This is a genomic window from Thermobifida halotolerans, assembly GCF_003574835.2.
GTDB classification, from domain to species: Bacteria; Actinomycetota; Actinomycetes; order Streptosporangiales; family Streptosporangiaceae; genus Thermobifida; species Thermobifida halotolerans.
In genome coordinates this window covers 5245927-5268560 of record NZ_CP063196.1, presented here as the reverse complement: position 1 = coordinate 5268560, position 22634 = coordinate 5245927, and the positions used below count along the sequence as shown (strand labels likewise).

Genomic DNA, 22634 nt, shown 5'->3' with positions numbered 1-22634 from the left:
ATCCCCAGCGAAGGACCCCCGGTGCCCCGTCCCCCACACGACCCCCGCCCCGCCGCCGGACTCTACGAGAGCCTGCTCACCGACCGGCTCGAACAGTACGTCGAGGAACTGTCCACCCGGGGATGGCGGGTGGTGCGCGGGAAGGTGGGCGAGCAGTCCGCCCCGCACGTCCTGGCCCGCTACGTCGCCGACCGGGTGGAGCGGGCCCTCGACGGCCTGGCCCCGGAGGAGCGCGTGGCCGCCGCCAACCGGATCCTCGACGTGCTCGGCCCACCGGACGGCTCCGGGGCCGGTTCCGAACGGGTGCTGGACGGCCCCCGGCAACTGCTCGCGCTCACCGACCGGGAGGAGATCCCACTCACCCAGCGTCCGGCCACCCCGCTGTCGGAGGCGGCGCTGCTCACCAACGCGCCCGACGACCCCGGCCTCGGCTCGGAACTGCGCCGGGAACTGGCCACCGCCGACCGGATCGACCTGCTGTGCGCCTTCATCAAGTGGCACGGACTGCGCTGGCTGGAGCAGCCGCTCAGGGCCGCCCGCGCCCGCGGAGTACCGATCCGGGTCATCACCACCACCTATCTCGGCGCCACCGAACGCCGCGCCCTGGACCGGCTGGTCACCGAGTTCGGCGCCGAGGTCAAGATCAACTACGAGACCCGTTCCACCCGGCTGCACGCCAAGGCGTGGCTGTTCTGGCGCGACAGCGGATACCACACCGCCTACGTCGGCAGTTCCAACCTGTCGCGGGCGGCCCTGCTGGACGGCCTGGAGTGGAACGTCCGCCTGTCGGCGGTGGCCACCCCGGCGGTGCTGCGGAAGTTCGCGGCCACCTTCGACTCCTACTGGAGCGACCCCGCGTTCGAGGACTACCTTCCGCACCGCGACACCGCGCGGCTCGACGAGGCCCTGGCCGTGGCGGGCGGCCGGACCTCCCCCGGCGGCCACGTCACCCTGTCCGGACTGGAGGTCCGCCCGTTCCCGCACCAGCGGGACATGCTGGAGCAACTGGCGGCCGAACGCCTCGTCCACGACCGCCACCGCAACCTGCTGGTGGCCGCCACCGGAACCGGCAAGACCGTCATGGCGGCCCTGGACTACCGACGGCTGCGCCACGCCCACGGCGACGCCCCGACCCTGCTGTTCGTCGCGCACCGCAGGGAGATCCTGGAGCACGCGCGCCGCACCTACCAGGAGGTCCTCAACGACGCGGACTTCGGAGAACTGCTCTTCGGCGCCGAACGGCCCCGCGCCTGGCGGCACGTGTTCGCCGGAATCCAGGCGCTCAGCGCACGCGGCCTCGCGGACCTCCCCTCCGACCACTTCGACGTCGTGGTGGTCGACGAGTTCCACCACGCCTCGGCCTCGACCTACCGGAGGCTGCTCGACCACGTCCGGCCCCGGGAGCTGCTGGGACTCACCGCCACCCCGGAACGCGCCGACGGGGTCAACGTCCAGGACGAGTTCTTCGGCGGGCGCGTCGCCGCCGAACTGCGGCTGTGGGAAGCGCTCGACAGCGACCTGCTCAGCCCGTTCCACTACTTCGGGATCTCCGACAGCACCGACCTGAGCGCGGTCACCTGGAAACGCGGCGGCTACGACCGGGACGAACTGAGCGCGCTGTTCACCGGCAACGACGCCCGCGCCCGACTGGTGCTCAGGGCGGTCCGGGACAAGGTCGCCGACCCAAACGCCATGCGCGCCCTCGGGTTCTGCGTGTCCGTCGCCCACGCCGAGTACATGGCGGCCTTCTTCCGGAAGGCCGGGCTGAACGCCCGGGCGCTGTCGGGGAGGAGCGGTGAGGACGAACGCCGCGAGGTGCTCGCCGGACTCCGCGGGGGGACCGTGCGGGTGGTGTTCTCCGTCGACCTGTTCAACGAGGGCGTCGACATCCCCGACGTGGACACCCTGCTGCTACTCCGCCCCACCTCCAGCGCGACCGTGTTCCTCCAGCAGCTCGGCCGGGGGCTGCGGCGCGCCGAGGGCAAGGCTGTACTGACCGTGCTCGACCTCATCGGCCAGCACCGCCGCGAGTTCCGGTTCGACCACCAGTTCCGGGCACTCACCAACCTCACCCGCAAACGCCTCGTCGAAGGCGTGGAGCAGGGGTTCCCACGGCTGCCCTCGGGCTGCCAGATCGTTCTGGACCCCAGGGCCCGCGAGACGGTCCTGGCCAACATCAGGCGCCAGATCGACGTCACCGCGCCCCGCCTCGCGGCGGAGATACGCTCCCACGGCACCCCCCGGCTGGCCGAGTACCTGGCAGGGAGCGGGCGGGACGCCGGAGAGGTCTACCGTTCCGGACGGTCCTGGACGGGGCTGCTGCGGCGCGCCGGTCTGCTCCCGGACTCCGCCCCCGACGGGGAGACCGCCCTCCTCAGACGGGTCTCCGCGTTCCTGCACGTGGACGACCCGGTTCGGGCCGACGCCTACACCCGGCTCCTGGCGGACGACGCCCCCGCCTACGCCGATCTGGACGAACGCGACCGGGTGTTCGCCCGGATGCTGTTCTTCTCGCTGTGGCCGGACGGCGGGCGGTTCCCCACCTACCAGCGGGGGTTCGACCGGCTCCGCGACCATCCCCGGGTCCGCGACGAGCTGCGCCAGGTGGTCGCGCACGGCCTGGCGCAGGCCCGGCACGCCCCCGTGCCGCTGCTGCTGGACACCGCGCCCGGGCTGCCGCTGGCGGTGCACGCCTCCTACAGCCGTGAGGAGATCCTGCCCGCGCTCGGGCAGAGCGGACTCGGCGGCGCGCACAGGAGGGTTCCCGCCAACTTCCGCGAGGGAGTGAAGTGGTGCCCGAACATCGCAACCGACGCGCTGCTGGTCACCCTGGAGAAGGACGAGAGGGACTTCTCCCCGCAGACCCGCTACCGGGACTACGCGCTGAACGAACGGCTGTTCCACTGGGAGTCGCAGAACCGGACCTCCGAGACCTCCACCACCGGACTGCGCTACCAGCGCCACCGGGAGGAGGGCAGCCACGTCCTGCTGTTCGTCCGCCACCGCAAGACCACCGACTTCGGCACCGTCCAGCCGTGGATGCTGCTGGGCCCCGCCGACTACGTGGAACACCGGGGCAGCAACCCGATGGGGATCGTCTGGCGGCTGCACCACGAGATGCCGACCGACGTGTGGAGCTACGCGGCGGCCACGGCGAGCTGAACCGTCCTCGGCAATCTTGACGGCAGAGGGCTGCTTTCGCGGTTCGGAGGCCCTGGCGTCAAGGCCATCACTGGTGGGGTCACTCGCGGGGGAGGACGTAGCTTCCCTTGCCCGGGACGGTCCGCACATATCCCTGTGCTTCCAGCAGGGCGACGCTCTTCCGCACGGTCCCCCTTGCCAGACCGAACTCCTGGACGAGTTGAACGATGCTGGGGATCGGGCGTTTCGGCTGGTAGTCCCCTCGGTCGATCCGTGCGATCAGGACAGCCGCGAGTTGCAGCCACACCGGGTCAGGACCCTCGTAGTCCAGTTCGCTGTCTGGCCCGTATCCGTCGGGGATAGGCGTCTGGTCCATAACCAGACAATGCCAGTCCAAGGAAAAGAGACTCAGTTCGTGTCATGGCATGGCAGGGCATGACACGGTCAAGGTAAGGTTACGAACAAAGGACTCCCGCGACCGCTGGCACGGTCCGGGAGCACGGCCAACGCTTCCTGGGAGCGCTGACATGAGAACTCTACTCGGCGTGTGCGCTGTTGCGCTGCGCATGATCCGTCCGTCCCGTGGGTTGCACCGAGCGCCCCGGGGAGAGCGGGTGGAGAGGCCCACTCAAGTCCGGCACTCGGACAACCGTCCGCCCGCCCCGCCTACCGTGCGGGCCACCGCCTCGCGGGTCCGGCCCTACACGACGCGGGTGCTGACCGCCACCGCCGTCCCGCACGGCCCCGACCTCGCCTGGACCCCGCGCGCCGCCTCGGAGGAGCCCCCGCAGGCGACCCTGGTCCGGCCCTACCTCATCGCCCACGAACAGCGGGAACGTGCGCGCGCCAGCGCGGCCCGGTCCGGTCCGGGAACGGACCTGCCGCTGGGGTGGACGGAGGCTTGCTGATGCGGGACTACGAGGTCAACCCGGTTCCGGAACTGTCCGCCGAGACCCCCGACGGCACTCCGGCGCACTACGTCGTCTCCGACTCCCGGGGACGCACACTCGGCTACGTCACCCGCGCCCTGGACAACACCTGGCTGGTCTCCGCCCTCGGCCACGGCCCCGGCCCCGACACCCACGATCTGGCCGAGGGGGCGCGCTGGGTCGCCGCGAACGCACACATCGACGAGGAACCGAACGAGGTGGGGATGTCGGACCGATTCTGGGAGGCCGACCACGCCGACACACTCTACGACGCGCTGTCGGAGGCGTTGCGCGAACGCGCCTGGAACGCCGCAGACCTGGCGTTCACCGCACTGGACGAATGGCTGCGCGGAGGTCGAACACTTCCCCGACCGTGGCGGCGGGCTGCTCTGTAGCTCTCGGAGGGATAGTCGATGGGACCGGTGTGGGTTGTGGGGTGGCCTGCACCGATCCAGCGTCCGCTATGCGGCGACGGCACGGTCTACTGTTCGGCGGCATTGAAAATCGTCTCACTCGGTTCCCTGGAATACCTGGAGCCGCTTTTAGTCAGGAACCCAGACGGCAAGATCTATCGCCATTCTTGAATTAATCTTTTCGGCTTCGTTTTGGAACGCCGAGAGGGGAACCCTCTCTCCAGAACTCCCAGAGTTGATGTCATCAAAAATTATCTGATAGGACGTGCTCTTGACACGCCCAACAAACACGTAACGAGTCACCCTGGGATCATCATCAGCAGCCCCATAGAAATAGTACGACTCGTCAACCCCCTCCCCTTGCCCCTCGCTGATGACTTCACCCAGAAGCGACGGTGAAGACTCCAGGAATTCCAGAAAATCCGCCCTCGAAATCTCTACCCCAGACTCGCCTTCCGGACTCCCCAGAACCATCTTGTAGTTTAGGTAAAAATTCCAAGGAACCGAAACACCATATTCAGGAACCAGCTCCCAGGAGCAACTATCAGAAGAAGACCAAACTCCGTCTTCAGTTGACTCCTCTGGAGGACTATCAGATTCTCCGCTCGGACGCAAGGAGACCCCGGATACGGTCTGTATCGTAAGCTCGCATATATCAAGCCCTTCCGGAGGGATTGATTCGTGAGCTTCTCCAGTCTGTTGCACAAGAACTTGCCCCTGCTCCGCAGAAGCAGCACCTTCCTCTACCGCAAAAAGAATCGTTCGAGCAAAAGAAGTAACAATTGCAACTACCAGAAACCCAGCAATAAGTCCAGAAGAAACGACCACAAAGAATGCCTTCACCCCATGAAGCCCTTGTTTCTCTGTCATCGGTTCTCCAGTTGTGCTTTGGCTTCCGGCGCTTCCAGTGGCCGGGTGAATCCCATGATCGCTGACCTGTTCGGGCTGTCGTACTCGCGTACCGCGATCGGTCCGCAGTTGGTGCACCACGCCTCGACCATCAGCCCGTCGCCGATGACCATGCCCACGTGTCCCGGCCCCGGTGGTTCCCCGGCGCGCTGTACGTCGAAGAAGACCAGGTCCCCCGGCTGTTCCTGGCCCTTCTCGATCCGGGGGCCGAAGTTCCACTGGTCCTGGGAGACGCGGGGAATCGTCACGCCGATGCTCCCGTAGGCCCGCATCATCAGCCCCGAGCAGTCGAAGCCGTTCGGTCCGGTGCCGCCCCACACGTAGGGTTTGCCGCGCTGGGCCAGCGCCCAGTCCACCACCGCCTGGGTGAGGTCGTCCGGTGCGGTCCCGATGATTTCGCCGTCCGCGTCCAGGGTGCAGTTGACCGCCGTGGTGACCGAGGCACCGGCGGTGTAGTCGCCGTCGGCGTACTTCTCCGCCCAGCCCAGGACGTCCTCCACGTACCACCAGGCGTGGTTGTAGGCGTAGATCGCCTGCCGGAGGTCGTCCTCGGCGCCGTGGGCGAGCAGGTAGTCGGCCGCGGCCGGGATGGCGTCCGCCGGGTCGTACACGCTCACGATGCCGTCGCCGTTGCCGTCCTGGCCGTATCCCTCCTCGGGGCGGTCCTCGACCGGCATGATCGGTTCACCGCCCCAACTGTTGCCCGCCGCCGATCCGTCCAGCGCGCCGAACTGCATCGGCCCGGCCGCACCCCAGTCGTTGTGGCCCTCGGTGATACCCGGCCCCTCCCAGCGGCCGTGGTGGCTCTCCACCTGGCCGATTCCGGCAAGAACGTTCCAGGGGACGCCCTTCTCCTCGCCAACCTCCCGGTAGAGCTCCAGGTAGTTCTCCGGAATGGAGTCCTCGGCGTATCCGGAGGCCGCCACCTGCTCGGTCTCGGTGGTGCAGTCCAGTCCACCGGCGGTGAGATTGGCGGCGCTCTGATTGACCGTGGTGGCCAGCGGGATGACGATCACCGCGATACCCACCACACCCGCGACGAGCACTCCGACCCCGATGCCGAGTTGGGTGGCGCAGTTGCCGTCATCGGACGGAGGGACGCGGACGAACATCCTGAGCATCAGCCACCCCCCAGGTTGCCCGCGTCAGCGGGCTGGAAGTCGTAGACCCGCCACTCCCCGCCCTCCCTGACCATGGTGACGGCGAAGTCGCCGAGGTTCTGGGTCTCGCCGTCGTTTCCCTCGGTGATCGACTGCACCCTGAGAACGAAGACGATGGACTCGTCGTCGAAGTCGCGGACCGACCGCACGTCGGCCCGGCCGGTGGACACCGCCTCCTGCTCCGCGCGTTCTCCCCACAGCGCCTCGGCCCCGGAACTCTGTGCGAGGGTCCGAGCGTAGTCCTCGGTGGCGTACCGCCCCAGCCGCTCGTAGTACTCCTCGGGGGATTCGGAATAGTCGACGGTGCCGTAGTCGGTGGCGAAGGCCTGCGCGACGACCGCCGCCGCGACGAACTCCTCCTCGGCGAAGGGGAGCCAGTCGGCGAGCGTCATGTCCTCGGCCGCCGTCGTGGGGATGGGGACGGCGGGTCCGTCGGAGCCGTCCTCCACCATCGTGCCGCCGCCGTTCTCCTCGGCTGTCCGATCCTTCGGTTCCGGATCCGACGTGCCGGGGGTGCTCACGCTCCAGTAGATGCCGAAGGAGACGAGGAGCACGATCAGGACGCCGAAGACAAGACGCTGCGCACCGTCGGAGAGTGGCTTGGGCATGGGGGCTTCCTGCTGGGCTGTGGGATCTGGTCCGGGGGTCGGGGATGGTGGGGCGGGGCCGGGGCGGCCCCGCTGTCCTCACATGTCGGGTCAGTCGTCGTCCAACCAGAAGGGGACGTCCCGCTTGCGATCGCGGCGCGCGGACTCCCCCGCCCAGAATGGACTGACCGGTGCGTCGCTGTTCTTGTTCGATCCGGTCAGCCAGGTCCCGCCGTCTCCCCCACCCCGTTCGCTCGGCGCGGGGGGCGGGGCGGGCCGGGACGGAGGCGGAGTCCGCTTCTTCTCACCCCGGGTGCCGGAGCCAGCCCAGCGGGAGGGCCGGGGCAGCGTGCTGCCCTGCGGCGGGGTCTCCGTCCGTCCGCCGAACAGACCCGTTCCCGAAGCGGCGGAGTCCGGCCTCGGCGGTGCGGCGTCCCCGCCGCTGCGCGGGGGCGCCTCGGCACGTCTGGCGTTGCCGGAGGAACCGGTGCCGAACACCGAGCTCCACCCGGTGTCTCCGACTCCGGTGTATCCGCCGGAGGGACGCGGCGGGATGCTGCCGCTCCGCTCACCACCTCCCGTTCCCTCGAAGAGTCCGCCACCGGCGGCCGCGGAGGCCGTGTTGAGCCGAGGTGCCTGGGAGGAGTCCCGCTGCGGGGCGGCACCGGGCCGGGCCGCGCCGGAGGCACCGTCAAGGTTCAGCGGCGGCGGAGCCGCCCCGCCCTTGGCCCGGCCGTAACCGGCCGTGCCCCGGGCCCGGGCGCGCCCTCCGCTCTCGGCGGCGGTGTCCGCCTCGCCCCCGGTCTCCGTCGCGGCGTCGCCGCGCACCGTGTCGGCGGTCTCGGCCGCACCCGCCGTTGCGGCGGCTCCGGCCGGGATCGCAGCAGCCCCTGCGGCGAGTTGCGGCGCCCGGTTGAGTCCCCACTTCTGCGCCTTCATGTAGGCGACCGGCGGAAGCACGTTGGCGCTGGCCTCCAGCACCCGACTGTTGACCGCGTCGCTGACCATGCGCGAGGTGAAGGTGTTGGCGTTCACCGAGGCGAAGAGGTTCGCAAACGGCCTGCGGTAGATGAACAGGGCCACGGTGAACAGAGCCAGCAGGATCATCTGGAGACCCCAGCCCAGACCGGAAGCCATTACCAGGCCATAGCACATGACCAGCAGCGCAATGAGCAGGACCACGAAAATCTGTTTGAGTAGCAGGCCCAGCAGCATCTCCACCCAACGGATCAGGACTGTGCGTCCATACCCAGGGTGAATGCCGATCAGCAAGAAAACCGGAGACAGCAGAAGCAGAAGCAAGAAGCCGATCTTCAGGACGATTAGTGCCACGGATCCAGCAAGAATCAATCCACCAGCGAATATCGCAGAGAAAAGCGCAAGGGTTGCTACACCCAATCGACTTCCTTGCTGACTACCTTCAAAAAGCGGATAGACGCCGGGATAAGATTCTTCGACGCTTGAAGCAATCTCTTGGTAATTCTCCTGTTTGTCTTGAATTAATTCAACAGGATTTATTTCCCCATCACTTATCTGCTTCTGCTCAATCCTGCTGACACCTTGCGCCTCAAGGAGACTCATACCATGAAACGCGGCAGCACTTTCTGCCACTTCCCCAGATCCGAAGACACCGGCAATCCACGGCCTACAGACTAGCCCCGACCACAGCATTTGAGAATTCCTGCGGACCGCGAAATCATTCTCGCTTTCCCATTCCGCTCTCTCTATCTCAGGTGCGCCAGCCGGGCATGTCCCGGAAGCTCCTGGGACCGAAACTCTTGATATAGAGCTGTTGACTAGGTTCCCGCCAGCGTTGACCACTGTGCTGGCATATCCCATGATCTGCGCCGGGTTGACAAGTATCCAGATTCCCAGAGTGGCGGCGAGCACCATCCACACGGAACTTTCGATGGTCAGGGTGACCCGTTTGCGGATGAGTCCGTACCAGCCGAGCCAGATGGCTCCCAGGATGACGACCGTCGGCAGGAGCGGACGCCAGATCCCTTCGCGGAGCTCTGCGATGACACTGACAACCACGTCGTTGAAGCTGTCGAGCAACCCGTCGGAGGTGGCGGCCTGGTAGACCGTGATGGTGGACTGGTTGATGGTCTTGGACAGGTCCCAGGCGGTGTTGCTCAGCGTGGCGACCGCGCTGGAACTCAGTTTGTCCACGCACGATTCACGAATGGTGTGCCACTGCTGTCCGGCGGTTCCGTACTGACCGTAAATACTCGCGTCGGGTGGAAGGCCGTCCGGCGATCCGACGATGGACGACTGCGACCTCGGCGGCACCAGCAGTCCGTCCGCTCCCGAACCCGCCGCCTCCGGTTGGGGGGCCGGTTCTCCCTCGCACCCCGGAACCGCGGCCTGAACCGATCCGACAGGGACAAGCAGAAAAGCCAGTAGGAACGTGACCAGAAACGCGGTCCGCCGCCAGTCGATTCGCCGCACCCGGCCCAGAAACGTCATGACAGCGGCTCCCGAATGTCCCGCGCGGTGCTGCCCACCAAAGCGCCGTCCTCCTCAACCTGGGGTTTTCGCCGTGTCGGGTTGGTGTCGAGCCACCGAAGCAACTCCTCCGAAACAAGGTCGACGGCGATACGCCCGGCTCGCCCGTCGAGATCCCGGAAGATGCATTCCCCGTTCCCGAGGTTGCGCAACGCGGCAATGTGCTCTTCTGACGGCTCGATTCCGAGCAGTGCCATCACGTCGCGCACCTCGACCCGCTCGGTGGAGCGGAAGGCGAAGACACTGGAAAGGCAGTTGGTCACCTGTTCGTTGAGCAGGTCACCGGCGTTCTGGCTGACCAGGATGAGTGCGGTGTTGCGGGACCGGCCCATGCGCGACACCTCGGGCACCAGTTTGGCGCCCTCCGGCGTGGAGGTGACCGCCCACGCCTCGTCGAGGAAGATCGCCTTCGGCAGTCGCCGGTCCAGGCCGTTCATCAGGCGGCGCGCGAACTGGCTGACCAGGTAGAGCAGCGCCACGCTGAGCCGCTGCTCGTAGCTGTAGTCGTCGCGGTGGATCGCGGAGTCGGGCAGGGTCAGCCCGCCGAGCGTGAACACGGTGGTCCACCCCTCGGTGTCGACCTGGGTGTCGCCCTGCGGGTCGAAGCACAGGCTGGCCAGTCGCATCTCCGACATGGACCGCAGCACCGCGCCGAGGTTGCGCGACGCCGCGTCGTCGGAGGACTCCAGGTGGGTGACGACCTTGCCGAGGCTGGGCTGCGGCTGGTTCGCCACCGCCGCCACCGCCTGGATCATCGCCGACTCGCGTTCCTCGCTCATGCGGGGCAGCAGCAGCCGCAGCGTCTCGGTGGCCATCGTCTTCTTCGTCGGCAGGTCGTCGCCGAACCCGAACGGGTCGAGCAGTCCGGCCTGCGCCGACTCCAGCGACATGATCCGCGCCTTGCGGCCGCGCCGCTGCAGCAGCCGCACCAGGGACTCGGCGTCGCCCTTCGGGTCGATGGCCGCGACCGTGACCCCGCGCAGCGCCAACTGGTAGATGAGCAGCAGCGCCAGCGTGGTCTTGCCGCCGCCGGGCTCGCCGGTGATGGCGATGGCGGTGGGCCGGTTGCGGGCGGCGGCGACCATCGGGTCGAAGTGCACGACGGAGCGCGCCCGCCCCATCGTCTCGCCGATGTAGGGGCCGATCCAGCCCGCGCCGCTGGTGTCGCGGCGGTCGCCCAGGTCCACGGTGGCGGTGGGCATGCCGCCCGCGAGGGTGCGCAGCGGCTGGCGCTGCACGTACGCCTCCAGGCGCAGCCGGTCGCCCGGCAGCGACTCGCAGAACAGTGAGAACTGGTCGCCGGTGGACTGGGTGATGTCGATGCCCATGTCGCGGTAGTGCTCGACCACCGCCTCGACCCGCTGCACCAGCAGGTTCTCGGTGGGCGCGGCCACCATCAGCCGGTACCAGCCGTACACGAACGGCAGCCGCTCCTTGGTGATGCCGTGCTCCAGCATGCGCGCGGCGCTGATCTGCTCGACCAGGGCGATGTCGGGTTCGGCTCCGGCCTCGCTCATGTGGGCCTGCATGTCGCGGGCGTGCGCGAGGCGGCGGGAGACGTCCTTGCTGGCCTTGGCGGGCGGCACCAGTTTCATGCGCAGCGACGCCTCGACGGGGAACGGCAGCGCGTCGGCGTAGTGCAGCCACGGTTCGCCGTCGGGGAACGGCATGAGGTCGGGGAAGCGGGAGAACGACAGGTACGACACGTACGCCTCGCCGCCGGGCTGCTCCAGGCGCAGGTGGGAGCGGCCGTTGTGGATGACCCCGTCGACGAGCGCCTCGATCTCGCCGCGGCCCCAGCGGCGGCGCCCCGCGGCGGACTCCCGGGGTTCTTCGGCGGTGCTGGTGACGGCGTGCCGCAGCAGCCAGGCCAGTTCGGAGGCGTGGGCATGGCGGGCGTGCAGGGAACTGGCCGCCAGTGCCCGGCCCAGGCGCTCGGCGTGGTCGGTCCAGCGGGCGATCTCGCGGTCGTCGATGGCGTGGTCCTCCATGCCGAGGACCTGTTCGGTGCGCTGGTAGACGCCGAACAGCTGCGCGAACACGCCCTGGGAGAGCTGGGCGCGCACTCCGCGCTGCCCCAGGCGCACCCCCAGGTAGACCTCCTTGGTCCAGAAGTCCTTGGCCCACACGTGCCGGTACATCTCGTCGAGGTAGTCGTACCAGCCCGGGCCGGAGTCGGAGGTGGTGTCGAGCCGGGTCGCCCACTCCGCGGCCGGGTAGGTGCGGTGGGCGACGCGCAGGTGCACCTCGGCGTCGTTCATGCGGATCGCGGCGAGCGCGATCGTGATGTTGGTGGCGAGGGCCTCGCGTTCCTCGGGGGTGGAGAACTCGTAGGAGATCGTGGGCAGGCGGAAGTAGGCCCAGGCTTCGGTGTCGCTGAGCAGCACGCGATCGTCGAAGTAGCGGACCGCCAGCCTGCTGGCGCGTCTGCTGACGTTCATCGGCTCTCCTCCTGCGCGGGTGTGGGGCGGGGGAACGGGACGGGGGTCACCGCTTCGCCTCCGACGTGGCGTGGGCGGCGAGGTTCGCGGCCACCACCGCCGACAGTGCGGCGTAGGCGCGGCGCGTGGTCTGGCGCAGCGCCCTGACCTCGATGACGGACTGGGTGGCGGCGATGTGGTCGTCCCAGGGGACGCGGACGATGGCGCGGCAGTTGCCTCGGGCGACCTGTTCGGCCGCGTCCACGTCGGCGAGGCTGCGCCTGCTGACGCCGTTGATGACCACGATCGCCCGGGAGCGCAGGTCGGCGTAGCCGTGGCCGTCGAGCCACTCGAAGGTCAACGCCACCGAGCGGGCCGCGTCAGAGCTGGCGGGCGCCACCAGGACGAGTCCGTCGACCACCGGCAGGGCGCGGGCCACTCCGGTGGCGGCCGGGTCGAGCAGGGTGATCGTGTAGTGCCGTCGCAGTGTCGCGGTGAGGGTGGCGTAGTCGCGGTCGTCGAGGGTCTGCACGTACGGGTCGTCCAGGGTGGCCACGACCTCCAGGCCACTGGGGGTCTGCGAGGTGTAGCCGCGCAGGCTGGAGTAGACGTGCAGGGCGTCGGTGTTGGCCAGCAGCGAGGTGAGGGTCTCGGGGGTCTCGGTGCGGACGCGCCGGGACAGGCTCTCGGGGCCGGGGTTGATGTCGACGGCGACCACGCGGTCGTCGCGGTAGGCGGCCAGGGTGTGGCCGAGCATGAGCGTGGTGACGGTCTGGCCCGCGCCGCCGGTGCAGCCGAGGACGACGAGGCCGCGGGACCCGTCGAGGGGGGTGCGCAGGCGCTCCAGTTCGGCGGGTGGGAGTTGGGGTCTGGAGTTGGCGGAGTTGCCTCCGGTGACCACGCGGGCCAGGCGCCGCCAGCCTCGGGTACCGCCGCTGGGCGAGTCCTCGGTGTGTGCGGCGGTCTCGCGGTCGTCGGGCGCGGTGGCCGGCGGGGTGCTGCCGCGGCCGGGCGTGGTGGAGTCGGAGAACAGTTGCTGTTCGCCGGTGCCGTGGTCGAGTTGCAGGTCGGGTTTGTCGGCGGGGACCTCCCGGTCCGGTCCGTCGTGGCCCCGTTCCCGACCGGTGGTTCCCCGGGCGGGGGTGAGCATCCCGCCGACCCTGCGGGCGTTGTCGACGAACCGGGTGAGCAGGCCGCGTTCGGATTCCGGTTCGGTGGAGCGTTCCGGTTCGGCTGCGGCCGGTCCGCGGTCGGGGCTGTCGGTGCCGTCGGCCGTGTCGGGGGTGCTGCCCGCCGAACGCACTCCTCGGGCGAGTCGGTTCGACGGGCGGGGCGGGTCGGTCCGCTCCGTCCCGGCGGCGGGGCCGTCGTCCGGTTCGGGGGTGTTGGTCCGCTCGCCGTCCAAAGCGCGTCGGCGCAGCGCGGCCTGTTCGATGGCGGCCAGTTCCTCCTCGGTGCGCCGGTGCCGGGTGACGTCGGTGAAGCTGTCGTGCTCGCCGGTGCCGTGGTCCAGTTCCAGCGGCGGTTTGCGCCGGGCCGCGGCGGGAGCGGCCGGTTCCGGCCGTTCCGGTTCCGGTTCGGGGCGCGCCGGTTCGGCGGCCTCCTGTTCGCGGGCGGCGGCGATCTGCTCCCACGCGCCGGTCCCGTGGTCGAGTTCCCAGTGGGGCTTGCGCGGGGTCTCGGCCGGGACGTCCGGCTCCGCGGCCCGTGTGGTCGCGGACTGCTCGGCCTCGGGTGACGCGGAAGCGGAGGACGCGGGGGGCTCCTCCTGCGCGGTTCCCTCGGTGGACCGGTGCCGGGTGACGTCGGTGAAGCTGTCGTGCTCGCCGGTGCCGTGGTCCAGTTCCAGCGGCGGTTTGCCCATCCGGCTCGTCCGGCCCGCGCGGATCCGGTCGGCGAGGGAGGTGATCTCCCGCGGGGCGGGCTCCGCCGGACTCCCGCCGTCCGCGGCCCCTGCGCCCTCCGCCCGGGCGGAGGGCTCCTCCGCGTCACCGGTGTCGGCGGCACCGGTCTCCCGGCTCTCCTCCGGGCTGTCGCCCCCGACGGTTGCGGCCGTGTCGTCGACCGGGGCGGCCGGGACCTCCTCGGTCTCCCGCTCTGCGGTCCCGGCGGTCTCCGTCGCGGCCGGAGGAGCGGCGTCGCGGATCTCGTCCCACGGGGACGACGCGGTGGACGGGCTCGGCTCGGGCACCCCGGTGCCGGTGGTGCGCGCCACCGGAGGCAGGTCCCAGGGGGCGGCGTGCGGTCGGGGGCGCGGTCGGGAGAGTTCGCGTTCCTCGCGCGCCTCCTCCGGGGTGGCGGGCAGGGCCGTGCCGTGGCCGTGCCCGGCCCGGCTGGGGGACTGCGGGGACTGCTCGGTCTCGACCGCGGTCTCGGCGCGGTCCTGCTCCCTCCGCCGGGCGATCGTCCGCCCCTGGGCACGGCCGCGCAGTCGGCGTCCGGCTCGCTGGTGGGCGCGCTCGGCGTCACTGTCCATGAAGTCCTCGGCCCTGGACGGCTGGGTGGGGATGTCGGCGGGGGACGCGGCCCGCGCGGCCTCCGGTTCCTCGGCCGCTGCGGAGGCGGGGGCGGACTCGGCCGGCGCTTCCGGTTCGGGTGCGGACATGATCTCCTCGGCCCGGCGGCGTGCCGCGGCGCGTTCCTCGGCCGCTCTGCGTTGCGACTCCCCGTCGTCCGGCTCCTCCGGTTCGGCGGGACGGTCGGCTCCGGACGTCTTCTCGTCCGGCGGCCACGGCGTCAGGCCCGAGGCCATGCCGAGAGCGGCATACCAGTCCTCGTCCTCGTGTGTCTGCGCTGCGGTGTCTCCCACGTCGCGTCCCGACAGGAAAGAAGGGCTCGGTGCGTCGTCCCGGCTCCTGGTGGGGGCCAGTTCCGTCCGCCGGGTGGCGGGCGTTCTCGGCTCCGGGCGCCGGGGGGTGGGAGGGGAGACTGTCTCCGTGTCGGCGGACCGGTCCGGCTCCAGTCCGAACCCGAAGTAGTTGAGCACGCGCCGGGACAGCGAGGGCCCGGTTCCCCGCTGCTTCCCCGCGGTCCGGACGGTTTCCCGAGGACGTCGCGGCGCGGCCGGTTCGGGGGCGGCCACGTCGGCGGGCGCGACCGCCTCCTCGGCGGCCGTGGACTCGGTGACGGGTTCGGCGGCGGTGTCGGGGCGGGCGTCGCGCTGCCGCTCCCTTCGCCGGGCCGTCCTGCCGCCGGGGGTCGGCAGCGGCCCGGCGGCCGGGTCGCGGCGCCACACCAGCGCCGAGACGACGATCCGCTCCGGCTCGCGTTGGGGGGCGAGCCGGGTGTAGACCCTCGCCTCGGCGCCGTAGACGAGTTGGGAGCGCAGCAGCCCGGTGAGGCTCTTGCCCTCGATGACCGGGCGGGTCGCCAGGAACGTGATCACCCCGGGGGGGACCAGCCACAGCACGTGGCCGACGGGGGGAGCGAAGGGCACTCCCACCAGGCTCATCAGCAGGCACCAGACGACGGTCGTGCCCACGAAGACACCGATGGTGACGAGCGAGACCGGGTACGGCAGCCGGAAGTCGTACAGCTTGTACAACCGCTTCTCGATACGCCAGATCCTGGTGTATGTGGGCAGATCCACGTCCCCGGCCTCCCTACTCGGTGTTCACGCCCATGGCCCGCGCGATGGCGACGGCGAGGACTTCGATGATCCCCGGGACGTAGAACACGATCCCGATGAAGATCGCGAGGATGATGAACTGCGCGAACCGCGTGATCTCCCTCGTGAAGAGGAAGAAGATCGCGACGATCGACACGATCACGAGGAAGAGCGGACCGAAGAACCCGCGGAGCCAGTCGGCGAGCCCGGTGGTGTTGGGGCTGTCGGTCACCTCGGCGGCAAGGTGCAGCACGGGGGACGCCGCGTCGGCGACGAAGCCGGTGAGGAGGGGAAGCATCTAGCCGGCCTCCTCCGTGTTCTGGGTTCTGTCCTGCATGGTCCTTGCCTCTCCTTGACTGGTGGCTGGGCTGGTCGCGACCATTGTGGCGCGCCGGTCACCCGAACGAGTTGAGCGCACCCTGGATGTCGCGCACGTACCAGGACCCGCCGCTTCTGACGACGGTGACGTCGTAGCTCTGGGTGAGTTCGGCGGGCTCGTCGCCCCCGGGGACCCGCCACACCACGGTGACCTGGGCGACGCGCACGTCCTCCTGGGTGCCCTGGGCCGCGGCGGGCACCCTGACCTCGGTGACCGATCCGAACTGCAGGACTCCGTCGGGGAGCGCGGCGATGTCGGCTCCCGACTCGAGGTAGCGGTCGAGGTGCTCGTGGTTCTGCGCGTAGGCCTCGAAGAACCCCCTGAGGATCGGTTCCAGTTCGGCCCGGGCGTCGGAGTCGGTCTCGAAGGAGGTGTCGGGGAGGGTGGCCTTGTCCGGGGCGGCCAGCAGCGCGGGGCGGCCCGACACCACCAGCGCGGTGCCGCCCTGGTCGGCGTAGACGGGGACGTCCAGGGTCATGGGTTCGCCGTTGATGTCGGCGGCCAGTCGCACCAGCGCGTTGTGCTCGTCCTTGACGTCGACGACGAGCACCTCGATGCCGGTGGCGGACAGCTCCGCGCCGGGCAGGTCGAACGCCGTGGCGCGGCCCTCGGGGACGAACTCGGCGAGGGCGTCGGCGCGTTGCTCGGCGTCGGCGGGGTCGGCGTTGAGGTAGACCTCGGCGAACCGCACCGCCAGGGAGGCCGCCGCGGTCTCGGGGAACTCGACGCCCTCGGTCTCGACCGGTTGCTGGACCGTTGGGGGGAAGAAGTTCTCGCGCAGCGTCAGCCAGACGCCGTTGAAGATCACCACGATGATGAACGCCCACAGCACGGCGCGGCCGACCCACACCCACCAGCGCCCGCCCGATCCGGCGCGGGGCCGCCCCCCGCCGCGGGCGGGAGCGGCGTCGAAGGCCTCATCCGCCGCGCCGGGGGCGTCCTCGTCGATGACGCCCCCGCGCCCAACGGCCGACCTGCCAGCCATCGCGCCTCCATCCACACGGGCGTCCCCCACCTGGGGGGCGCCGGTTCTTCCGTCCGTCTGTCTGTCCCATCTTCCATGGTGCGGCATGACTTGGGATCTACGGCCGCATTACCGGATGGTGTTTTCTCCCCAATCCGATATCTCTACCCGAAGCCGCGACGCGAGAAAGCGGCACGACCGGGTCAATGTTTTACCCCATGAGGAGATTAGACGAGGTCACAGCGTTATTTCCGGATAGCCCGGAAAGGGGGAAATGTCGGTGCGGATAGAAAAATGTGGCGTCTGGTCACACTGGGGTTCGGACCGGGCCGGTTCCGCTGGTCACGATGCGCCCCGAAGCGGTCCCGCTCCGTGACGGGGCGTTCCCGGGCCCGGCCCGTGGCCGGGGAGCGCGGGCCGGGGCTCCGCCGCGTCCACGGTCCCCGGACGCCGCGTCCGCGGTGCGCTCCGGGTCCGGGCCCGTGTCAGACGTTGAAGCGGAACTCCACGACGTCGCCGTCGGCCATCACGTAGTCCTTGCCCTCCATGCGGACCTTGCCCGCGGCCCTGGCGGCCTGCATGGATCCCGCCTCGACCAGGTCGTCGTAGGAGACGACCTCGGCCTTGATGAAGCCGCGCTGGAAGTCGGTGTGGATGACCCCGGCCGCCTCGGGGGCGGTGGCGCCCTTCCGGATGGTCCAGGCGCGCGCCTCCTTGGGCCCCGCCGTCAGGTAGGTCTGCAAGCCCAGTGTGTCGAACCCGACACGGGCGAGCTGCGCCAGGCCGGACTCGGTCTGCCCCATCGACTCCAGCAGCTCGGCCGCCTCGGCGTCGTCGAGCTCGATGAGCTCCGCCTCGATCTTGGCGTCCAGGAAGATCGCCTCGGCCGGGGCCACCAGGTCGGCCAGCTTGGCGCGCAGCGTCTCGTCGGCGAACTCCTCCAGGTCCACGTTGAACACGTAGAGGAACGGCTTGACGGTGAGCAGGTTCAGCTCACGCAGCACCGCGACGTCGAGTCCGGCGTCGCGGGCGCCCGCGAACAGGGTCCGCCCCTCGTCGAGGATCTTGCGCGCCCCCTCGGCCGCGGCCAGGACCAGCTGCTTCTCCTTGTCCTTGGCGTTGGTGCGGGCCTCCTTGGCCAGCCGCGGCAGCGCCTTCTCCAGGGTCTGCAGGTCGGCGAGGATCAGCTCGGTGTTGATGGTCTCGATGTCGCGCGCGGCGTCGATGCCCCCCTCGACGTGGGTCACGTCGGGGTCCTCGAACACCCGGATGACCTGGCAGATCGCGTCGCTCTCGCGAATGTTGGCCAGGAACTTGTTGCCCAGGCCCTCCCCCTCGGAGGCGCCCCGGACGATTCCGGCGATGTCCACGAAGGTGACGGTGGCCGGAACGGTCCTGGCCGAACCGAAGATCTCGGCCAGGGTGTCCAGGCGCGGGTCGGGGACACCGACCACACCGATGTTGGGCTCGATGGTGGCGAACGGGTAGTTCGCGGCCAGAGCGTCGTTCTTGGTCAGTGCGTTGAACAGCGTGGACTTGCCGACGTTCGGCAGGCCGACGATCCCGATAGACAGACTCACGACAATCGAGTCTAGATCGTCGCCGAGCACCCCCGTGCTGGTCTGCGGCCCGCCGCGGGCCCCGCGGGCGCCGGACCGCCACCGGTGTCCCGCGTGCGGCAGGGACCCCCTGCCGCGTCGGGCCTGAGAGCATGGCCGACCATGGACGGGTTTTCTGTGATCCTCGCACTACTGGTGGGGGTGGGCGTGGGCACGGCCCTGGGCTGGGCGCTGGCGCGGTCGCGCGACGCCGAGGCACGGGCGCGCGCCCAGGCCGCCGAGGAGCGGGCCGCGCACGCCGACGAGCGACTGGAGGAGCGGTTCCGGTCGCTGTCGGCGCTGGCCCTGGACGGCGCGAACCGGCGTTTCCTGGAACTGGCCGAGGGGCGGCTCAAGGCGGTGCACCTCGCGGCCGAGAACGACCTGGACCGCCGCCGCGAGGCGATCGAGCATCTGGTCGCTCCGCTCAGGGAGACGCTGGCACGGGTCGAGGAGCAGTTGCGGGAGGTGGACGCGGGACGCCGCGCCGCCCACGCCGAACTCGCCCAACAGGTCGAGATGGTGCGGCAGGGCTCCGACCGGCTGCGCGACCAGACCAACGCCCTGGTGACCGCGCTGCGCAGGCCGGAGGCCCGCGGCCGGTGGGGGGAGTTGCAGCTGCGCCGTGTCGCCGAACTGGCCGGGATGGCGGCCTTCTGCGACTTCGAGGAGCAGGCCACGGCCGTGACCGACGACGGCGCGCGCCGTCCCGACATGGTGGTGCGGCTGGCGGGCGGCAAGAACATCGTCGTGGACTCCAAGGTGCCGCTCGCCGCCTACCTGGAGGCGGTGGAGAGCGACTCCCCCGACGTGCGGGCGGCCCGGCTCACCGCGCACGCCCGGCACGTCCGCACGCACGTGGACCGGTTGGCCGCCAAGACGTACTGGGCGGCGTTCGCCCCCGCTCCCGAGTTCGTCGTGCTGTTCATCCCGGGGGAGGCGTTCCTCGCCCCGGCGCTGGAGCACGACCCCGAACTGCTGGAGTACGCCATGTCCCGGCGGGTGCACATCGCCACGCCCACCACGCTCGTGTCGCTGCTGCGCACCGCCCAGTACGCGTGGCAGCAGGAGGCGCTGAGCCGCAACGCACGGCAGGTGTTCGAACTGGGTAAGCAGTTGCACACGCGGCTCGCCACGCTCGGCGGTCACATGGACGGCCTCGGCAGGGCGCTGTCCCGGGCGGTCACGGCCTACAACCAGACCGTGGGCTCGCTGGAGAACCGGGTGCTGGTGACGGCACGCCGGTTCGGGGAACTGGGACTGGTGGACGGCGACCTGGACGCGCCGCAGGGGGTGCGGGAGCAGACCCGGCCCCTGACCGCGGCGGAACTGCTCGACGCCGCCCGTGAGGGCCGGGCCGGTACGCCGCACGCGCCCGGCGGGCTGTACGGTGCGACGCCGGACGGTGGTTCCGCGGCCGGAGTCGGCGACACGGCAGGCGAAGAGGAACGGGACACCTCACCCGAAGTGAGACACTGACTACCAGGGGCGATGCGAGGGGAGTCGCGGTGATGGCTGGACGGGACACGCGCGGCTCCCGTATGCCGCGCCGGTCCGCTTCGGCGCCCCGGCACCGCAACGGCGCGTCCTCCCGCTCGGTCGGACCGCCGCTTCGGCTCACCGCGCGTGGCGCGATCGTGTGCGTCGTGCTGGTCAGCTTCGTCTCGGCGCTGGCGGCCAGCGCCGTCGAACACCACGTGGTGAACGGGGTCGGCTTCGTGACCGCCTGTGCCCTGACCGCCCTGACCGTGCGCCCCAGCGACCTGCTGGCGTTGAGTGTGAGCCCGCCGCTGGCCTACTTCGGCGGCGTGCTGGCCGCCGAATGCCTGCTGACCGCGGGAGGCGACGGTTTCGTGCGCGGGGTGGCGATCGGCGTGGGCGCCCGACTCGCCGACGTCGCCCCCTGGTTGTTCGGCGGAACCGCTCTGCTGCTGGTGATCACCCTGGTCCGCGGTCTGCTGCGCAACGTGCGGGAGTTGGGCGACGAGTTGAACGGCCGCCACCCCCGTCGGCTCCGCCGCGGCCCCTGAGAGGTCAGGCCGGGGAGACCGGAAGCGACCTGCCGACCAGGGAACCGTCGTCCTTGGCCCGCCGGGAGCGCAGTTCCTTGGGGAGGGCGAAGGTGAGCTTCTCCCGTTCGGTCTCGACCTCCTCGACGTCGTCGAAGCCGTGGGAGGCCAACCGGTCGAGCAGTTCGCGCACCAGGATCTCGGGCACCGAGGCGCCGCTGCTGACTCCGACGGTGGTGACGCCCTCCAGCCACTCCTCCTTGAGAAGGGTGGCGTTGTCGACCAGGTAGGAGGCGCGGGCCCCGGCGTCGCGGGCGACCTCGACCAGGCGGACCGAGTTGGAGGAGTTCGCCGAGCCGACCACGACGAACAGGTCGCACCGCGGGGCGATCTCCTTGACCGCGGCCTGGCGGTTGGAGGTGGCGTAGCAGATGTCGTCGCTGGGCGGGTCGATGAGGTTGGGGAACCGCTCGCGCAGCGCCTGGACGGTGGCGTTGGTCTCGTCCACCGACAGCGTCGTCTGCGACAGCCAGGCCACCCGGTCGGGGTTGCGGACCTCGATGTCGGCGACCTCCTCGGGGCCGTCGACGATCCGGATGTGCTCGGGGGCGTGGCCGCTGGTGCCCTCGACCTCCTCGTGGCCGGTGTGCCCGATCAGGATGATGTCGAGGTCCTCGGAGGCGAAGCGCTGCGCCTCCTTGTGCACCTTGGTGACCAGCGGGCAGGCGGCGTCGATGGTCTTGAGGCCGCGTTCGGCCGCCTCCTGGTGCACCTGGGGGGAGACCCCGTGCGCGGAGAAGACGACGGTGGCGCCCTCGGGCACCTCGGAGGTCTCCTCGACGAAGACGACGCCGCGCTCCTCCAGCGTGCGCACCACATGCGTGTTGTGCACGATCTGCTTGCGGACGTAGATGGGCGCCCCGTACTGTTCGAGGGCCTTCTCGACCGTGATGACGGCGCGGTCGACCCCGGCGCAGTAGCCGCGGGGTTTGGCGAGGAGGACACGGCGGCGGTTCGTCGCAGTCATGTCCACCATCCTACGGGCCGCGTCCGCCGCGGGAACCACCCGAGGCACCGGCGATCCGGGGATAACACGGGGAACTCACGCCGGTTCCGACCTGGCGAATTCCCCCTCGCCGTCCTGCTGTGACGAGTGAAACTCCCTTATTCTGGCTATCTGCGCAACCACAACACACCGCCGCCGTCCCGACAGCGTCCTTCAAGGCCCCGTCGGATGTGCCCGCACCGTTTTGACCGTGAACGTTCAGGAGCCTCCGAGTCCCATGTCCAAGCCCTCCCTGGCAAGTAAGATCAGCGACGCTTTCAAGCGCCTCTTCGGCAGGTCCACCCGTCCCGTGGTCTCCAGCAAACCCGAGGACATGGCCGCCGCCGACGCCCCGGCCACGCGCGCCGAGGGTGACGTCACCGAGACGACGCCCGCCGAGACCGCCGACGCCGACGCCGCCGCGGAGTTCGCCACCGAGGCGGTCTCCTCCGGCGAGCAGCGTCCCACCACCCAGCCGCCCGAGCCCGGCAAACCGCTGGAGACGTCCAAGGCGCCCGAGGCCGCCGGGGCTCCCGAGCAGGCCCCCGAAACCGCCAGGGGCGGGGGGGACAGCGCCGCGGAGACCGGGGCCGAACCCGAGTCCGGCGGCGACGAACCGCTGTCCCCGGAGGAGAGGGCGGAGATCGCCGAGACCCTGGATGTCGCCGAGGCCAAGACCGTGGCGGCGCCCACCTCGGCGTTCACCGAGGCGGTCGAGGAGACCAGGGCCGCTGAGCAGCCTGCCGAGAAGGCCCCCGAGGAGTCCGCGGAGGCCCCCGAGGAGGCGCCGCTGCCCAACTACGACTCCCTGACGCTGCCTTCGGTGCGCGCCCGACTGCGCAAGCTCACCATCGACCAGGTCCGGCAGCTGCGCGCCTACGAGGCCGCCCACGCCAACCGCCCCGAGTTCGTGCGCATGTTCGACAACCGGGTGGCGAAGCTGGAGGCGCAGTCCACCGAGTAGC

At 70.2% G+C, this 22634-nt stretch carries 17 protein-coding genes; 6 read left to right on the top strand and 11 right to left on the bottom strand.

Annotated features, from left to right (window positions below; genetic code table 11):
* Positions 1-21: 21 nt before the first annotated feature.
* Entirely contained in the window at positions 22-3162 is a 3141-nt protein-coding gene (locus tag NI17_RS23275) for a DEAD/DEAH box helicase (protein WP_068687913.1), read from the top strand.
* 79 nt (positions 3163-3241) lie between these two features.
* Here the strand turns inward: NI17_RS23275 and NI17_RS23270 are convergent, their stop codons facing one another.
* Positions 3242-3517: a GntR family transcriptional regulator gene (locus NI17_RS23270; RefSeq protein ID WP_068687506.1), complete on the bottom strand. Its 276-nt coding sequence runs from the start codon at positions 3515-3517 to the stop codon at positions 3242-3244.
* Positions 3518-3755: 238 nt separating this feature from the next.
* Here NI17_RS23270 and NI17_RS23265 point away from each other — a divergent pair, with 238 nt between their 5' ends.
* Together NI17_RS23265 and NI17_RS23260 are read left to right on the top strand one after the other, a co-directional pair.
* The gene (locus NI17_RS23265; RefSeq protein WP_147416951.1) at positions 3756-4049 is read left to right on the top strand and encodes a hypothetical protein; all 294 of its coding nucleotides are present in this window, start codon (positions 3756-3758) and stop codon (positions 4047-4049) included.
* Entirely contained in the window at positions 4049-4465 is a 417-nt protein-coding gene (locus tag NI17_RS23260) for a hypothetical protein (RefSeq protein WP_068687504.1), read from the top strand. The genes NI17_RS23265 and NI17_RS23260 overlap by 1 nt, the downstream gene beginning before the upstream one ends.
* Positions 4466-4612: 147 nt before the next feature.
* On the opposite strand, the gene NI17_RS23255 is transcribed toward NI17_RS23260, so the two are convergent.
* The 9 genes from NI17_RS23255 to ychF form a co-directional block, all read right to left on the bottom strand.
* Entirely contained in the window at positions 4613-5353 is a 741-nt protein-coding gene (locus tag NI17_RS23255; protein WP_147416950.1) for a hypothetical protein, read from the bottom strand.
* The gene (locus NI17_RS23250; protein ID WP_068687503.1) at positions 5350-6513 is read right to left on the bottom strand and encodes a C40 family peptidase; all 1164 of its coding nucleotides are present in this window, start codon (positions 6511-6513) and stop codon (positions 5350-5352) included. The genes NI17_RS23255 and NI17_RS23250 overlap by 4 nt, the downstream gene beginning before the upstream one ends.
* The gene (locus tag NI17_RS23245) at positions 6513-7160 is read right to left on the bottom strand and encodes a hypothetical protein (RefSeq protein ID WP_068687502.1); all 648 of its coding nucleotides are present in this window, start codon (positions 7158-7160) and stop codon (positions 6513-6515) included. Before NI17_RS23245 ends, NI17_RS23250 begins: the two co-directional genes overlap by 1 nt.
* Before the next feature lie 90 nt (positions 7161-7250).
* On the bottom strand, positions 7251-9608 hold the full coding sequence (locus NI17_RS23240) for a type IV secretion system protein (protein ID WP_119267997.1): 2358 nt from the start codon (positions 9606-9608) through the stop codon (positions 7251-7253).
* Positions 9605-12088 (bottom strand): ATP-binding protein, encoded by a 2484-nt coding sequence (locus NI17_RS23235; protein ID WP_068687501.1) that lies wholly within the window; start codon positions 12086-12088, stop codon positions 9605-9607. The genes NI17_RS23240 and NI17_RS23235 overlap by 4 nt, the downstream gene beginning before the upstream one ends.
* 46 nt (positions 12089-12134) lie before the next feature.
* Positions 12135-15656: a TcpE family conjugal transfer membrane protein gene (locus NI17_RS23230; protein ID WP_243597572.1), complete on the bottom strand. Its 3522-nt coding sequence runs from the start codon at positions 15654-15656 to the stop codon at positions 12135-12137.
* Between the two features lie 13 nt (positions 15657-15669).
* Positions 15670-15972: a hypothetical protein gene (locus tag NI17_RS23225; RefSeq protein WP_068687500.1), complete on the bottom strand. Its 303-nt coding sequence runs from the start codon at positions 15970-15972 to the stop codon at positions 15670-15672.
* A gap of 97 nt (positions 15973-16069) precedes the next feature.
* On the bottom strand, positions 16070-17038 hold the full coding sequence (locus tag NI17_RS23220; RefSeq protein WP_068687499.1) for a conjugal transfer protein: 969 nt from the start codon (positions 17036-17038) through the stop codon (positions 16070-16072).
* A gap of 464 nt (positions 17039-17502) precedes the next feature.
* Entirely contained in the window at positions 17503-18597 is a 1095-nt protein-coding gene (gene ychF, locus NI17_RS23215; RefSeq protein WP_068687498.1) for a redox-regulated ATPase YchF, read from the bottom strand.
* A 141-nt stretch (positions 18598-18738) separates the two neighbouring features.
* On the opposite strand from ychF, the gene NI17_RS23210 reads away from it, so the two are divergent.
* On the top strand, positions 18739-20094 hold the full coding sequence (locus NI17_RS23210) for a DNA recombination protein RmuC (RefSeq protein WP_068687497.1): 1356 nt from the start codon (positions 18739-18741) through the stop codon (positions 20092-20094).
* Between the two features lie 32 nt (positions 20095-20126).
* Positions 20127-20645, top strand: a complete 519-nt coding sequence (locus NI17_RS23205) for a DUF6542 domain-containing protein (protein ID WP_234401535.1) — start codon at positions 20127-20129, stop codon at positions 20643-20645.
* Positions 20646-20649: 4 nt separating this feature from the next.
* Here the strand turns inward: NI17_RS23205 and NI17_RS23200 are convergent, their stop codons facing one another.
* Positions 20650-21651 carry a 4-hydroxy-3-methylbut-2-enyl diphosphate reductase gene (locus NI17_RS23200; RefSeq protein WP_068687910.1) on the bottom strand — a complete coding sequence of 334 codons (1002 nt, stop codon included), beginning with the start codon at positions 21649-21651 and terminating at the stop codon, positions 20650-20652.
* A 256-nt stretch (positions 21652-21907) separates the two neighbouring features.
* Here NI17_RS23200 and NI17_RS23195 point away from each other — a divergent pair, with 256 nt between their 5' ends.
* A complete protein-coding gene (locus tag NI17_RS23195) occupies positions 21908-22633 on the top strand; it encodes a DUF8129 domain-containing protein (RefSeq protein ID WP_068687495.1) in 726 nt (241 codons plus the stop codon).
* Position 22634: the final 1 nt, after the last annotated feature.

Bases quoted from the DNA above. Each gene is read 5' to 3' on its own strand.
- NI17_RS23270 (WP_068687506.1), bottom strand. From the start codon at position 3,517: ATGGACCAGACGCCTATCCCCGACGGATACGGGCCAGACAGCGAACTG.
- NI17_RS23260 (WP_068687504.1), top strand. From the start codon at position 4,049: ATGCGGGACTACGAGGTCAACCCGGTTCCGGAACTGTCCGCCGAGACC.
- NI17_RS23255 (WP_147416950.1), bottom strand. From the start codon at position 5,353: ATGACAGAGAAACAAGGGCTTCATGGGGTGAAGGCATTCTTTGTGGTC.
- NI17_RS23250 (WP_068687503.1), bottom strand. From the start codon at position 6,513: ATGCTCAGGATGTTCGTCCGCGTCCCTCCGTCCGATGACGGCAACTGC.
- NI17_RS23245 (WP_068687502.1), bottom strand. From the start codon at position 7,160: ATGCCCAAGCCACTCTCCGACGGTGCGCAGCGTCTTGTCTTCGGCGTC.
- NI17_RS23240 (WP_119267997.1), bottom strand. From the start codon at position 9,608: ATGACGTTTCTGGGCCGGGTGCGGCGAATCGACTGGCGGCGGACCGCG.
- NI17_RS23235 (WP_068687501.1), bottom strand. From the start codon at position 12,088: ATGAACGTCAGCAGACGCGCCAGCAGGCTGGCGGTCCGCTACTTCGAC.
- NI17_RS23225 (WP_068687500.1), bottom strand. From the start codon at position 15,972: ATGCTTCCCCTCCTCACCGGCTTCGTCGCCGACGCGGCGTCCCCCGTG.
- NI17_RS23220 (WP_068687499.1), bottom strand. From the start codon at position 17,038: ATGGCTGGCAGGTCGGCCGTTGGGCGCGGGGGCGTCATCGACGAGGAC.
- NI17_RS23210 (WP_068687497.1), top strand. From the start codon at position 18,739: ATGGACGGGTTTTCTGTGATCCTCGCACTACTGGTGGGGGTGGGCGTG.
- NI17_RS23205 (WP_234401535.1), top strand. From the start codon at position 20,127: ATGGCTGGACGGGACACGCGCGGCTCCCGTATGCCGCGCCGGTCCGCT.
- NI17_RS23200 (WP_068687910.1), bottom strand. From the start codon at position 21,651: ATGACTGCGACGAACCGCCGCCGTGTCCTCCTCGCCAAACCCCGCGGC.
- NI17_RS23195 (WP_068687495.1), top strand. From the start codon at position 21,908: ATGTCCAAGCCCTCCCTGGCAAGTAAGATCAGCGACGCTTTCAAGCGC.